Genomic DNA, 12734 nt, shown 5'->3' on the forward strand with positions numbered 1-12734 from the left:
CCTCGTGAGCAAGCCCGTCCATATCCGCGAGAGCGGACCACGATCCGATCTTGCCGGCGGCCTGATCATGGTGGACCTCCGCGCCCTGCGTTCGAATTATCGCGCGCTCGCGAAGGTCGTCGGGCGTGCGCGGGTAGCCGGCATCGTCAAGGCCGATGCCTACGGGCTTGGCATCGCGCAGGTGGTGCCGGCCCTGACGGCGGAAGGATGCGATACGTTTTTCGTGGCGACGGCCGACGAGGGCATGGCCACGCGCCGGGCGGCACCGGACGCCCGCATCTTCGTGCTCAACAGCCTGTTCAGCGAAGACGCGGCCGCCCTGTTCGCCTCCCAGCGCCTCACACCGGTGCTCAACGGCGCCACGGACATCGCGCTCTGGGAGCGGCATTGCGCCAAACCGGGAACGGACAAGTCTTGCGCGATACAGGTCGACACCGGACTGAACCGGCTCGGCCTGACAGTGCCGCAAGCCATCGCCTACGCCGCTGACAACGCGCTGACACGCGCGATCGAGCCGGTGCTGCTGATGAGCCACCTCGCCTGCGGCGACGAGCGGGACCATCCGCTGAACCGGAAACAGCTGGCCGCCTTCAACGCGGTGCGGGCAGCGTTCCCGGGTGTCGCCGCGAGCCTCGCCAACTCGTCCGGCCTCCTGCTCGGCCGCGAGTTTCATCTCGATCTGGTCCGGCCCGGTATCGCCGTTTATGGAGGCGCTCCATCGTCGAGCGTCACCATGAAGACCGTGGTGACAGCCGAGGCTCGCATCCTTCAGGTGCGCCGCGCGCAGGCCGGCGATGTGGTGAGTTACGGAGCGACCCAGGTGCTCGAACGCGACAGCCTGATCGCCATCGCGGCCGTGGGCTATGCGGACGGCCTGCTGCGGTCGTCCTCCGGCAGCGGCGTACCGATGCGGGCCCTTCGGCCGGGCGGCTTCGGCGCGATCAGGGGGCAACGCGTACCGATCCTCGGCCGGGTCACGATGGACTTGACCATGTTCGACGTCACCGACCTTGGTCCGGATACGGTCTTGCCTGGAAACTTCATCCAGTTGTTCGGACCCGATTTGCCCATCGACGAAGCCGCGTCAGCTGCCGGCACGATCGCCTACGAACTGCTGACGGGTCTATCGCGCCGCTATACCCGATTCCACGTCGGTATCGACGAGGCGACGGGCGCATGATCGCCTTGCACCGTTCCAAGCCGCTCTGGCGGCCGGCAAGGACAAACTGATGGCCAAATCGCGCGTCCAGTTCATCTGCCAGAACTGTGGCTCGGTGCACACGCGCTGGGCCGGAAAATGCGACGCGTGCGGCGAGTGGAACACGCTGATCGAGGAGGGCACGTCGGGAGGCATCGGCGCGGGCCCGGCCTCCACGCGCAGTGCCCGCAAAGGCCGGGCGGTGGTGCTGACCTCGCTGTCGGGCGACATCGAGGACGCGCCGCGCATCGCCAGCGGCATCGGCGAACTCGACCGCGCCACCGGCGGCGGCTTCGTGCGTGGTTCGGCGTTGCTCGTCGGCGGCGACCCCGGTATCGGCAAGTCGACGCTGCTCACCCAGGCCGCCGCTGCATTGGCCAGACAGGGACACCGCATCGTCTACGTGTCGGGCGAGGAGGCGGTCGCGCAGATCCGCCTGCGTGCGCAGCGGCTGGGCGTCGCGGATTCACCGGTTGAACTCGCTGCCGAAACGAATGTCGAGGACATCCTCGCTACCATCGCCGAAGGCCGGCGGCCTGACCTGCTGATCCTCGATTCGATCCAGACACTGTGGACGGACATGGCCGATTCGGCCCCCGGCACGGTGACGCAGGTGCGCGCCTCCGCCCAGGCCATGATCCGCTATGCCAAGTCCACCGGAGCGGCGATCGTGCTCGTTGGCCACGTCACCAAGGAAGGCCAGATCGCGGGCCCCCGCGTGGTGGAGCACATGGTCGACGGCGTATTGTATTTCGAAGGCGAAGGCGGACATCACTACCGCATCCTGCGCACGGTGAAGAACCGCTTCGGCCCGACCGACGAGATCGGCGTCTTCGAGATGTCGGACAAGGGACTGCGGGAAGTCTCCAATCCATCCGAACTGTTCCTGGGCGAACGCAGCACCAAAGCCCCGGGGGCTGCGGTTTTCGCCGGCATGGAAGGCACGCGGCCGGTGCTGGTGGAGATACAGGCGCTCGTGGCGCCATCACCGCTCGGTACGCCCCGGCGAGCCGTGGTGGGATGGGACTCGTCGCGGCTGTCGATGATCCTCGCCGTGCTGGAGGCCCATTGCGGCATCCGGTTCGCGCAGCACGACGTCTACCTGAATGTCGCGGGCGGCTATCGCATTTCAGAGCCGGCCGCTGACCTTGCCGTGGCGGCGGCGCTGGTTTCCTCCCTCACCGGACTTGCTCTGCCTGCCGATTGTGTCTATTTCGGCGAAATCAGCCTTTCGGGCGCCGTCAGACCTGTCGCTCATGCACAGCAGCGGTTGAAAGAGGCGGAGAAACTGGGTTTCGGGCAGGCTGTCCTGCCGACCGGTAGCGGCGAGATCGCGGGAGCGATGGCATCAAGGTCGTTCCTGCCGGGCGCACTCGTCGATCTGGTCGCCAAGATCGCTGGGACGAAACGCAGCCGGGACGCAGACTGACGCAGTGCTTGGAACGGAGTGGCTCCACAATGCCGATTACGCTGCTTGACGGAATTCTCGTCGGCTTCGCCCTGGTCTCGGCGACCCTCGCGATGGTGCGCGGTTTGTCGCGCGAGCTCCTCTCGATCGCATCCTGGGGGGCGGCCGCGGCTGCGGCGTTCTTCCTCCACCCGTTGGTGGTTCCCTACGTGACGCCCTATATCGACAACGACAAGCTGGCGCTGGTGGCCGCAGCCGGCATCGTGTTCTTCGTCGCCCTGGTGATCGTCACGCTCGTCACCATGAAGATCGCCGACTTCATCATCGACTCCCGCATCGGCGCGCTCGATCGCACGCTGGGCTTCGTCTATGGCGCGGCGCGCGGCGTGCTGGTGGTCGCGGTCGCGTTGATGTTCTTCAACTGGCTGGTGGGCAACAATCGACCCACATGGGTGGCGGAGGCGAAATCGCTTCCCCTGCTCGAGGGTATTGGCGAGAAGCTGCAGGATTTCCTTCCGGACGACCCGGAGAATTCGATCATCAAGCGCCTGACCGAGGACGGTGACGGCGACACGAGCAACTGACTCGACCCCATCCGTTTCCAGACGGGAAACGATTGGCGCGAAAGGCGATTTGCAATGGCAGAGCATGCCGGCCCTACCTCTTCCGCATTCGCCCGCGACGGCGGGCTGGCGGCAGAGGCCGACGACCATTTCCACGACGAGTGCGGGGTTTTCGGCATTTTCGGCCGTCAGGACGCTGCGGCCATCGTCACACTCGGATTGCATTCGCTTCAGCACCGGGGCCAGGAAGCAGCCGGCATCGTCTCCTATGACGGCACGCAGTTCCACGTGGAGCGGCATGTCGGGCTGATCGGCGACACCTTCACCAAGCAATCGGTCATCGACCGGCTGCAGGGCAACCGCGCGATCGGCCATACGCGCTATGCCACGACAGGGGGCGCGGGCTTGCGCAACGTGCAGCCCTTTTTCGCAGAACTTGCAGACGGCGGCCTGGCGGTCGCGCACAACGGCAACATCACCAATGCCATGACCGTGCAGCGCGTGCTGCAGAAGCAGGGCGCGATCTTCTCGTCGACCTCCGACACCGAGACGATCATGCATCTGGTCGCCACCAGCAAGGAACGGGACCTGAACGCCCGATTCATCGATGCCATACGCCAGATCGAAGGGGCCTTCTCGCTTGTTGCGCTGACGTCGAAGAAGATGATCGGATGTCGCGATCCGCTCGGCATTCGTCCACTGGTGCTCGGCGATCTCGACGGCGCCTGGATCCTGGCGTCGGAAACCTGCGCGCTCGACATCATCGGCGCGCGGTTCGTGCGGGACCTGAAGCCCGGCGAGATGGTGGTCGTGACATCCAAGGGGATCGAGAGCCACTTTCCGTTCGAACCAATGAAGTCGCGTTTCTGCGTTTTCGAATATGTCTACTTCGCCCGCCCGGATTCCTCGGTCGAAGGCCGCAACGTCTACGAGGTGCGCAAGAAGATCGGCATGGAACTCGCCCGCGAAGAGCCGGTCGAGGCAGACATCGTCGTGCCGGTTCCCGATTCCGGCACGCCAGCGGCGATCGGATTCGCTCAGGAAGCGGGCCTGCCCTTCGAACTCGGGATCATTCGAAACCACTATGTCGGCAGAACGTTCATCTCGCCCGGTGATTCGATCCGCCACATGGGCGTGCGGCTGAAGCACAACGCCAACCGCAAGATCATCGAGGGCAAGCGCGTCGTGCTGGTCGACGATTCGATCGTGCGCGGCACGACAAGCCAAAAGATCGTGCAGATGGTGCGGGACGCTGGCGCGAAGGAGGTGCACATGCGCATCGCATCGCCGCCGACGCGCGCGTCCTGCTTCTATGGCGTCGACACGCCGGAGAAAGCCAAGCTCCTCGCTTCGCGCATGTCTGTGGGCGAGATGGCGGAGTTCATCCGGGTGAACTCCCTCGGATTTCTCTCGATCGACGGGCTCTACCGAGCCGTCGGAGAAGCCGCTCGCGACAATGATGCGCCGCAGTTCTGCGACGCCTGTTTCACCGGCGACTATCCCACGCGGCTGCTCGACATGGAGGGCACGGACAACGTTCGGACGCTCTCGCTGCTCGCAAACGGTGGGCAGTAGAGCCTACATCGTTCAGGGCGAAACGATCTTCAAGCCGACGATGCCGGCGACGATGAGGCCGATGCAGGCGAGCCGGAATGCCTCGGTCGGCTCCGCGAACAGCACGATGCCGAGGACGACCGTTCCGACCGTGCCGATACCGGTCCAGATCGCATAGGCCGTACCGAGCGGCAGCGTCTTCAGGGCAAGGCCGAGAAGGCCGAGGCTGACCGCCATCGAGGCGAGTGTGAGGACCGTCGGAACGAGCCGACTGAAGCCCTGCGTATACTTCAATCCGATAGCCCAGCCGATTTCAAACAATCCAGCAGCGAAAAGGTAAATCCAGGCCATGACCCGTGTCTCCGATGGAGATGGGGTCGTCCCCACCGATCTTCGGCGAATTCCGGGTCGTCCCGGCACCATGAATCTGGGACACCCTCGGCCCGGGGTCAAGCGGGGTTTTCCTCAAACCCCAGTTCGGGTAAGCCGGCATCCGCGGCGGTTTTCGGCCGCGCTGCTATCGTCAACGGGAAGCGACATGACCGACACACCCGACCTCACGGGGCGCATCGCCCTCGTCACCGGCGCTTCTCGCGGCATCGGCTATTTCATCGCCAGGCAGATGGCGGCGGCCGGCGCCCATGTCATTGCCGTTGCCCGGACCGTGGGCGGGCTCGAAGAACTGGATGACGAGATCAAGGCCGAACGGGCGAGGACGGGCAAAGGTGAGGCGACGCTGGTTCCGCTCGACCTGACCGACATGACCGGCATAGACCGCCTGGGCGGGGCGATCCACGAGCGCTGGGGCAAGCTCGACGTGCTCGTGGCCAATGCCGGCGTTCTGGGCGTCATCGGTCCTCTCGCCCATATCGAGGCGAAGGTATTCGACAAGGTGATGGCGGTGAACGTCACCGGCACCTGGCGGCTGATCCGCACCGTCGACCCGCTTCTGAGGCTTTCCGAGGCCGGTCGCGCGATCATCATGTCGTCGGGTGCGGCCCATTCGGCGCGCGCCTATTGGGGGCCCTACGCCGCCTCCAAGGCCGCTGTCGAAGCCATGGCACGCTCCTGGGCCGACGAGACGAAAAATACATCGCTGAAGATCGCAATCGTCAATCCCGGTGCGACGCGGACAGCCATGCGCGCCCAGGCGATGCCAGGAGAGGATCCGGCGACCTTGCCCCATCCGTCCGAGATCGCGACGCGAATCGTACCCTTGGCCGGAGCTGCGCTCGCCCACACCGGTCTCATCTTCGACGCTCGCGCCGATGCATTTCAACGATATCGCATGCCTGACTGACCAGTTTCCCTCGAGACGGAGCCGCCAGCCTGAAAGGCACGCTTCCCGATCGCACCGCGCAACTGTATGGTCTGCGAAACCGGCATGCGCCGTCGTCGAGGCTCATCATGCAACTCTTCTCTGCGTTCGTCTGGTACCTCGTCGTCTCGGGACCGCAAGGCGGCCTGGTCGTCATGCCGAGCGGCTTCGACACGCGGGAGCAATGCCAGGAGGCCATCGTCGAGTACCAGAAGCAGCCTGGCGCCGGCTGGCAGCTGCAATGCGTTCCGTCCGGGGCGGCCTTCTATTCAGACGATTCCGACCCCGGCATGCAGGCCGTTCCGCCGGCGTCGGAGTAGGCGCTGCCGCACAACGAAGCCTTGCCTCCGGCTGTCCGTGATCGGACGAGTATGGCAGGCGCATTCGCCCACCATGCCAATTCCCTCGTCCGGATCAGATCGCAGCGACCACGATGATCTCGACGAGATGCTGGGCCGTTGCGAGCCGCGCCTCGCCGGTCGCGCGGGCCGGCGGGTTTGCCGGATCGACCCAGGCGTCCCAGACCGAATTCATGTCGGCGAAGTCGCGCATGTCGCCCAGCCAGATGGTGGCCGAGAGCAGCTTCGACTTGTCCGAACCAGCTTCCGCGAGCAGTCGATCGATGGAATCCAGCACCTCCTGCGTCTGCTCCTTCACGGTCTTGCCGGGCGTTCCCACCTGGCCGGCGAGATAGACGGTGTTGCCATGGACGACGGCCTGGCTCATGCGCTTGCCTGGCTCGATGCGGCGGATGGTCATGGTCGGTTCTCCTTGTTGCAAATGGATCCGCCGGCTGCATAGCGGATCGGGCGGCGCGATGACAGGCCCCAAGCCGATCGCCCTTGCCCTTGCGCCCCCTCCGGAACACGGCAAGGCGCCTGCTGGCCCCATGCATGGCGCGCCGTGGCGCAGGGCCGTTTTCGGCGCTGTCTCTACAGCAGGGGAGCAGCGGAGGACATACAGGCATGGCCGTCACGGCAGCCGTCAGCACGCGCGAGCAGGTCTTCGCTGGCATCCTGCTGACCAGCGTCGGCTACTTCCTGTTCTCGCTCCAGGACGCCGCCATCAAGCTGATGGTGGTGGGCTTCTCCGTGTGGCAGATTCTGCTGTTCAGATCTGCCACGATCGTTGCGATCGCGCTTGCCATCGGCGGTCGAAAGGCGGTGAACGATGCCGCAAACTCCCCTGTGCTGGGCGCGATGTTCCTGCGCAGCTTCGTGATCCTGGCGGCGTGGCTGTGCTTCTATACCGCCGCAAGGGACCTGCAGTTGGCCGAGCTGACGACGATCTACTTCGCCGCTCCCATCATCGTGACGGTCCTGTCGGTGTGGCTGCTCAAGGAGGTCGTTCCGCCGGTCCGGTGGGTGGCGGTGTTCACCGGCTTCGTCGGCGTGTTCATCGCCTGCAACCCGCTAGCCATCGGCCTGTCGCTGCCGGTTCTGATGGTCCTGGCAGCTGCGGCGCTGTGGGGTTTCTCGATCGTCCTGATCCGCAAGATCGCGCTCGGCGAGCGGACCTTAGTACAACTCCTGCTCAATAACGGGTTCTTCCTGGTCATCGCCGGAGTGCCGACATTCTTTTTGTGGCAGACACCGAGCGGGTCTCAGCTGGCACTCTTGATCGGCACCGGCATCTGCGGGGGACTGGCGCAGTTCTGCCTGTTCGAGGGCATGCGCAAGGCCGAAGCCTCCGTCGTCGCGCCGTTCGAGTATACGTCGCTGGTCTGGTCCTTCGCCCTGGGCTTCCTGATCTGGGGCGACGTTCCCAGGCCGGGCGTGGTGATCGGGGCGGTGCTGATCTTTTCAGCCGGGCTGATGATCATCCTGGCCGAGAGGCGCCGCCAGTAAAGCGAACGAAGCGGCGATCAGTCCGACGCAGGCTCTTGCTCCGGCAAGTCCGCTTCCTCCGCCCTTTCACGGCGGCGATAGGCAATCCAGCTCAGCGGAATGAAGGCGAGGTAGCCGAGCGCCGTCACCGTCATGGTGTGCCAGGGATAGTTGATGAGCAAGAGGACGTAGAGGACGATCACCAGCATCAGCGGCAGCATCAGATCGCTGCGGATGCGGCCCATGTTCTTGCCAGACCAGATCGGAATGCGGCTGACCAGCAGGAAGGCGACGAGCACGGTGAAGATGGTGGAGAACCAGGCGAAGCCCGGACCCTGCTGAAAGCCGAGAAAGCCGAGATAGGCCGGCAGAAGCACCAGCATCGCGCCGGCCGGGGCCGGTACGCCTGTGAAAAAACCGGAGCGCCAGTTGTCGCGCTCGGGATCATGGGACATCACGTTGAAGCGGGCGAGCCTCAAGCCGCAGGCAATGGCGAAGAGAAGCGCCGCGATCCAGCCCGGATCCCCTGCACCGTCGAGCAGGTAGGCATAGAGCACGAGACCGGGGGCGACGCCGAAATTGACGATGTCGGCCAGCGAATCCATCTCGGCGCCGAATCGCGACGTCGCCTTCAGCGCTCGCGCCACGCGACCGTCGAGCCCGTCGAGGAAGGCCGCCAGCAGTACCATGGCCACTGCAAGTTCGATGCGGCCTTCGAAGGCGAGCCGGATGCCGGTCAGGCCGGCGCAGATGGCCAGCACCGTGACGAGGTTGGGCAATACCATGCGCAACGGAATCTCGCGGATGCGCGGCCCGCGTGGGTCGGGCGGGCGGACGGGATGGCCGGGCTGGAGATTGTCGACCATCGCTCAGGTGACCCGCATCAGCGGCGTTGCGACGCCGCCGAACTCGGCCAGGATCGTTTCGCCGGCCACCGCGGTCTGACCATGGAACACCTTGGCGACGGCGCCCGCAGGCAGGAACACGTCGACGCGCGATCCGAAACGGATGAGGCCAATGCGGTCGCCGACCGAGATGTTGGTCGCCTCCTCGACGAAACACAGGATGCGGCGCGCCACGAGACCGGCAATCTGCACGGTGGCGACAGGACCATGCGGACTGTCGATGACGAGGCCATTGCGCTCGTTCTCCTGGCTGGCCTTGTCGAGTTCGGCATTCAGGAACTTGCCAGCGCGGTGCTCGATGCGGGCAATGCGGCCGCGCACCGGCGCCCGGTTCACGTGGCAGGAGAAGACGTTCATGAAAACCGAGATGCGCAGCATCTCGGCCTCGCCGAGGTTCAGCTCGCGTGGTGGCACGGCCAGTCCGACGGCCGAGACGATGCCGTCGGCCGGGCTGATCACCAACCGGTCGTCGACCGGCGTGACGCGCTCGGGATCGCGGAAGAAGTAGGCGCACCACATGGTCAGGATCGCGCCGATCCAGAACAGGCTGGTGGAAAAGACGCCGAGGATGATGGAGGCGCCGGCAAAGGCGGCGATGAAAGGCCATCCTTCCCGGTGCACGGGCACGAAGGCGTTTCTGATCGAATCCTGAATACTCATGCGGGGCGGCTGATCCTGTGATGGTGCGGCCGATGATTATCGGAAAGGGGTCGTGGCCGCAACGCGCGGGTGGTGGAGGGTGTTCCGGAACGCGGGTTATCCTTCGTGGGGGATGACGAGGTTGCTCCCGGGCCGCCAATCCCGATGCGGAAAGCCGATCGCCCCTTCCTCCCCCGCCATATCCAGGGTCGGCTTGCGCTGTAGAACCCGCTCGCGGTCCTGATCCCGACTGCCAGACCTCCGGCGGTCGACATGGGCGCAGACGAGGGCGGCCAGGTCCCGACGGACGCATGCCGATGTCCGCGCCTCATCGGCTTGTGGCCGGTTTTTGCGGGAAGCAGACGTGGCCCGCCTACACCCCCACCTCCGGCGTGCGGCGGCGGGTGACGACGCCGAGTTCGTCGGTCTCGCGGGCAATCCGCAAGCGCTCCTCCGCCTCGGTGGCCTCGCGCTGGCGGTCCCACATGTCGGCGTAGAGGCCCTTCGCATCCAGCAGATCGCGGTGTGTGCCCTTCTCGGCGATGCGGCCGTCCTTCAGCACGATGATCTCGTCGGCGGAAATGACGGTGGACAGGCGGTGGGCGATGACCAGCGTCGTGCGTCCACGGCTGACGAGATCGAGCGCTGCCTGGATCTCCTGCTCGGTGTGGGTGTCGAGCGCCGAGGTGGCCTCGTCGAGGATGAGGATCGGCGGCGCCTTGAGGATGGTGCGGGCGATTGCCACGCGCTGCTTTTCGCCGCCTGAGAGCTTCAACCCGCGCTCACCCACCATGGAGCGGTAACCCTCTGGAAGCGCCTCGATGAAGGGGCCGATCTGAGCTAGTTCGGCGGCCTTGCGGATCTCGTCCTCGCTCGCGTCGAAGCGGCCGTAGCGGATGTTGTAGAAGATGGTGTCGTTGAAGAGCACCGTGTCCTGCGGCACCATGCCGATGGCGCCGCGCAGGCTCTTCTGGGTGACGTCGCGGACATCCTGCCCGTCGATGGTGATTGCGCCCGACTGGATGTCGTAGAAGCGGAACAGCAGACGCGACAGTGTGGACTTGCCCGCCCCCGAGGGGCCGACGATGGCCACCGTCTTGCCCGCCGGGACCTCGAAGGAGATGCCCTTGAGGATGGGCCGCGCCGGATCGTAGGAAAAGTGCACGTCGTGGAAGCGGATTGCACCTTCGGCGACCTGGAGCGCGGTGGCGCCGGGCTTGTCCTTGACCTCTTGATCGACGTCGAGCAGGTCGAACATGTTTTCGATGTCGGTGAGGCCCTGCCGGATCTCGCGGTAGATGAAACCGATGAAGTTGAGCGGGACAGAGAGTTGCATCAGCATGGCGTTGACGAAGACGAAGTCGCCAATGGTCTGGGTGCCCTGCGTGACCTCCCAGGCCGATAGCGCCATGACGATCGCCATGCCGACGCCGAAGATGACGCCCTGGCCGAAATTGAGCCAGCCGAGCGAGGTCCAGGTCTTCGTGGCGGCGTCCTCATAGCGCTCCATGGAGCGATCGAAGCGGCGCGCCTCCATATCCTCGTTGTTGAAGTATTTCACCGTCTCGAAGTTCAGAAGCGAATCGACCGCCTTGGTGTTGGCGTCGGTGTCGCTGTCGTTCATCTCGCGGCGGATGGAGATGCGCCAGTCGCTCGCCTTGACCGTGAACCAGGTGTAGAGCCAGACGGTGACCGCGATGACCCCGACGTAGATCCAGCCATAGGCGACCGCGAAGATGACGGCCACCAGCGCGAACTCGATGACGGTGGGCAGCGTGTTGAGAATGGTGAAGCGGACGATGGTCTCGATGCCCTTGACGCCGCGTTCGATGACGCGCGACAGGCCGCCCGTGCGGCGCTCGAGATGGAAGCGCAGCGATAGCGCGTGCAGGTGCACAAAGGTGCGGAAAGCCAGTTGCCGCACGGCGTGCTGGCCAACGCGCGCAAACAGTGCGTCGCGCAACTGGTTGAAGCCGAGCTGGACCACCCGCACGACGTTGTAGGCTACGACCAGCATCACCGGGCCAGCGAGAATGGCAGGCATCCAGCCGGGCGCGCCCCCCTCTCCCGAAAGCGCGTCCGTTGCCCATTTGAAGAAATAGGGCACCAGCACCAGCACCAGTTTGGCGACGACGAGAAAGGCCGTCGCCCAGACGACGCGCAGCTTGAGGTCGGCGCGGTCGGCCGGCCACATGTAGGGCCACAGGTTCGCGAGCGTCGAGAACATCGAGCCGGAATCGGCGGAAACGGTCTTGTCAGCCACGATGGCTCCCTGGTTTCTTCCTCGAGTTCAGTCTTTTTATGCCGGCGTCGCGCAGCAGGAGGTGAGCAGAGCGCCCACCTGACGCGACAGCCGGTCGAGCACGGGCCGGTTCACCGAATAGCGCGAGCGGCGGTTCTGTGGCTCGTAGAGCACCAGCCCGGCCGACACCAGCACCTTGAGATGCTGCGAGACGGTGGACTGGGCGAGATCGATGCGCTCGACCACGTCGCGGCAGCAGCAGGCCTCATGCTGGGCCAGATGGCGAAGGATCGAGATGCGCGCCGGATGGGCCAGCGCGCCGAGCGCCGCCGCCAGATCGGCGTCGCGCGTGTCCGAAGCGGCAAGGATGTTGGTCGAGATGTTCATCGTAGATCGTCGATATACGATGGATTGCCGAGGCGCAAGGGGAAAGCGGACGCACACGGGCAGCGCGACGCCCCCTCCACCACGCTTCGCGTGGTCCCCCTCCCCCGAAATCGGGGGAGGACCGGGGGCGACGGTGAATTTAGCCGGGGACGGCGAGCGGCGCGGCGCCTCGCCTACTGCGCGGTGGCGGCCGGATCGATGGTGGTGACCTGCGCTCGAATGGGGTCGAGATCGGCGGTCTCGCCCTCGTTGGTCTTGTCGGGGACGCGGAACACCTGCCCCGGCCAGATGCGGTCGGGATCCTCGATCTGCTCCTGGTTAGCCAGATAGAGGGTGGAGTAACGGACGCCGCGACCATAGACGCGTCGCGAGATGCGCCACAACGTATCGCCGCGACGGATGATGACCGCACTGTCGACCGACTGGAGGGGAGACGCCGTAACCGTGACGATGCCGTCGTCGTCGGCCGCCATGTCGCTGTCCGCCTGCCCGGCGGTCGGCTGGGTGGATGCCGGCGCGGCGGCGACGATCTGCTCGGCAGGCGCGGCGGGCTTTTCGGCGGTCGGTTGCGCGGCTCTCTCCGAGGCCGCGACCTGCGGCGCGGCGGCGTCCGTGTTGGGCTGTTCCGCGACGGCCGGCGTTTCGGGTTGAGCTTCGGCCGGCTGGGGCGCGGGTTCGCTGGCGGCGGCGGCCT

Annotated in this window: 14 protein-coding genes; 7 read left to right on the forward strand and 7 right to left on the reverse strand. The window is 65.6% G+C overall.

All coding sequences use genetic code 11. The features are described 5' to 3' along the window. Positions 1-4 precede the first annotated feature (4 nt). From alr to purF, 4 genes are read left to right on the forward strand one after another with little or no spacing between them, the layout of a single operon-like run. Positions 5-1180: an alanine racemase gene (alr, locus tag EJC49_RS13355; RefSeq protein WP_245453393.1), complete on the forward strand. Its 1176-nt coding sequence runs from the start codon at positions 5-7 to the stop codon at positions 1178-1180. Positions 1181-1229: 49 nt separating this feature from the next. Further along, a complete protein-coding gene (gene radA / locus EJC49_RS13360) occupies positions 1230-2627 on the forward strand; it encodes a DNA repair protein RadA (protein WP_126700428.1) in 1398 nt (465 codons plus the stop codon). Between the two features lie 29 nt (positions 2628-2656). Then, positions 2657-3190, forward strand: a complete 534-nt coding sequence (locus EJC49_RS13365; protein ID WP_126700429.1) for a CvpA family protein — start codon at positions 2657-2659, stop codon at positions 3188-3190. A gap of 54 nt (positions 3191-3244) precedes the next feature. After that, a complete protein-coding gene (gene purF, locus EJC49_RS13370) occupies positions 3245-4744 on the forward strand; it encodes an amidophosphoribosyltransferase (protein WP_126700430.1) in 1500 nt (499 codons plus the stop codon). 12 nt (positions 4745-4756) lie between these two features. On the opposite strand, the gene sugE is transcribed toward purF, so the two are convergent. Further along, complete coding sequence (sugE, locus tag EJC49_RS13375; RefSeq protein ID WP_126700431.1) at positions 4757-5074, reverse strand: quaternary ammonium compound efflux SMR transporter SugE; 318 nt, start codon at positions 5072-5074, stop codon at positions 4757-4759. A gap of 187 nt (positions 5075-5261) precedes the next feature. Here sugE and EJC49_RS13380 point away from each other — a divergent pair, with 187 nt between their 5' ends. Together EJC49_RS13380 and EJC49_RS13385 are read left to right on the forward strand one after the other, a co-directional pair. Next, positions 5262-6023, forward strand: a complete 762-nt coding sequence (locus EJC49_RS13380; protein WP_126700432.1) for an SDR family NAD(P)-dependent oxidoreductase — start codon at positions 5262-5264, stop codon at positions 6021-6023. A gap of 107 nt (positions 6024-6130) precedes the next feature. Beyond that, entirely contained in the window at positions 6131-6361 is a 231-nt protein-coding gene (locus EJC49_RS13385) for a hypothetical protein (protein WP_126700433.1), read from the forward strand. Positions 6362-6455: 94 nt separating this feature from the next. Here EJC49_RS13385 and EJC49_RS13390 read toward each other — a convergent pair whose 3' ends face one another. Further along, positions 6456-6800 carry a RidA family protein gene (locus EJC49_RS13390; RefSeq protein ID WP_126700434.1) on the reverse strand — a complete coding sequence of 115 codons (345 nt, stop codon included), beginning with the start codon at positions 6798-6800 and terminating at the stop codon, positions 6456-6458. Between the two features lie 206 nt (positions 6801-7006). Here EJC49_RS13390 and EJC49_RS13395 point away from each other — a divergent pair, with 206 nt between their 5' ends. Then, complete coding sequence (locus tag EJC49_RS13395; protein ID WP_126700435.1) at positions 7007-7888, forward strand: DMT family transporter; 882 nt, start codon at positions 7007-7009, stop codon at positions 7886-7888. A gap of 17 nt (positions 7889-7905) precedes the next feature. Here EJC49_RS13395 and pssA read toward each other — a convergent pair whose 3' ends face one another. The 5 genes from pssA to EJC49_RS25670 form a co-directional block, all read right to left on the reverse strand. Then, positions 7906-8733: a CDP-diacylglycerol--serine O-phosphatidyltransferase gene (pssA, locus tag EJC49_RS13400; protein ID WP_126700436.1), complete on the reverse strand. Its 828-nt coding sequence runs from the start codon at positions 8731-8733 to the stop codon at positions 7906-7908. A gap of 3 nt (positions 8734-8736) precedes the next feature. After that, complete coding sequence (locus tag EJC49_RS13405) at positions 8737-9432, reverse strand: phosphatidylserine decarboxylase (protein ID WP_126700437.1); 696 nt, start codon at positions 9430-9432, stop codon at positions 8737-8739. 352 nt (positions 9433-9784) lie between these two features. Then, a complete protein-coding gene (locus tag EJC49_RS13410; RefSeq protein ID WP_126700438.1) occupies positions 9785-11674 on the reverse strand; it encodes an ABCB family ABC transporter ATP-binding protein/permease in 1890 nt (629 codons plus the stop codon). Positions 11675-11710: 36 nt separating this feature from the next. Then, positions 11711-12040 (reverse strand): ArsR/SmtB family transcription factor, encoded by a 330-nt coding sequence (locus EJC49_RS13415; protein ID WP_126700439.1) that lies wholly within the window; start codon positions 12038-12040, stop codon positions 11711-11713. Positions 12041-12213: 173 nt separating this feature from the next. Then, positions 12214-12734 (reverse strand): LysM peptidoglycan-binding domain-containing protein (locus EJC49_RS25670; RefSeq protein ID WP_170314709.1); only part of this gene is annotated, 521 nt, incomplete at its 5' end.

Source organism: Aquibium carbonis, from assembly GCF_003970795.1.
In the GTDB taxonomy this organism is placed as follows: domain Bacteria; phylum Pseudomonadota; class Alphaproteobacteria; order Rhizobiales; family Rhizobiaceae; genus Aquibium; species Aquibium carbonis.

Coding starts and splice junctions, on each gene's coding strand:
- radA (WP_126700428.1), top strand. CDS start 1,230: ATGGCCAAATCGCGCGTCCAGTTCATCTGCCAGAACTGTGGCTCGGTG.
- EJC49_RS13365 (WP_126700429.1), top strand. CDS start 2,657: ATGCCGATTACGCTGCTTGACGGAATTCTCGTCGGCTTCGCCCTGGTC.
- purF (WP_126700430.1), top strand. CDS start 3,245: ATGGCAGAGCATGCCGGCCCTACCTCTTCCGCATTCGCCCGCGACGGC.
- sugE (WP_126700431.1), bottom strand. CDS start 5,074: ATGGCCTGGATTTACCTTTTCGCTGCTGGATTGTTTGAAATCGGCTGG.
- EJC49_RS13380 (WP_126700432.1), top strand. CDS start 5,262: ATGACCGACACACCCGACCTCACGGGGCGCATCGCCCTCGTCACCGGC.
- EJC49_RS13385 (WP_126700433.1), top strand. CDS start 6,131: ATGCAACTCTTCTCTGCGTTCGTCTGGTACCTCGTCGTCTCGGGACCG.
- EJC49_RS13390 (WP_126700434.1), bottom strand. CDS start 6,800: ATGACCATCCGCCGCATCGAGCCAGGCAAGCGCATGAGCCAGGCCGTC.
- EJC49_RS13395 (WP_126700435.1), top strand. CDS start 7,007: ATGGCCGTCACGGCAGCCGTCAGCACGCGCGAGCAGGTCTTCGCTGGC.
- pssA (WP_126700436.1), bottom strand. CDS start 8,733: ATGGTCGACAATCTCCAGCCCGGCCATCCCGTCCGCCCGCCCGACCCA.
- EJC49_RS13405 (WP_126700437.1), bottom strand. CDS start 9,432: ATGAGTATTCAGGATTCGATCAGAAACGCCTTCGTGCCCGTGCACCGG.
- EJC49_RS13415 (WP_126700439.1), bottom strand. CDS start 12,040: ATGAACATCTCGACCAACATCCTTGCCGCTTCGGACACGCGCGACGCC.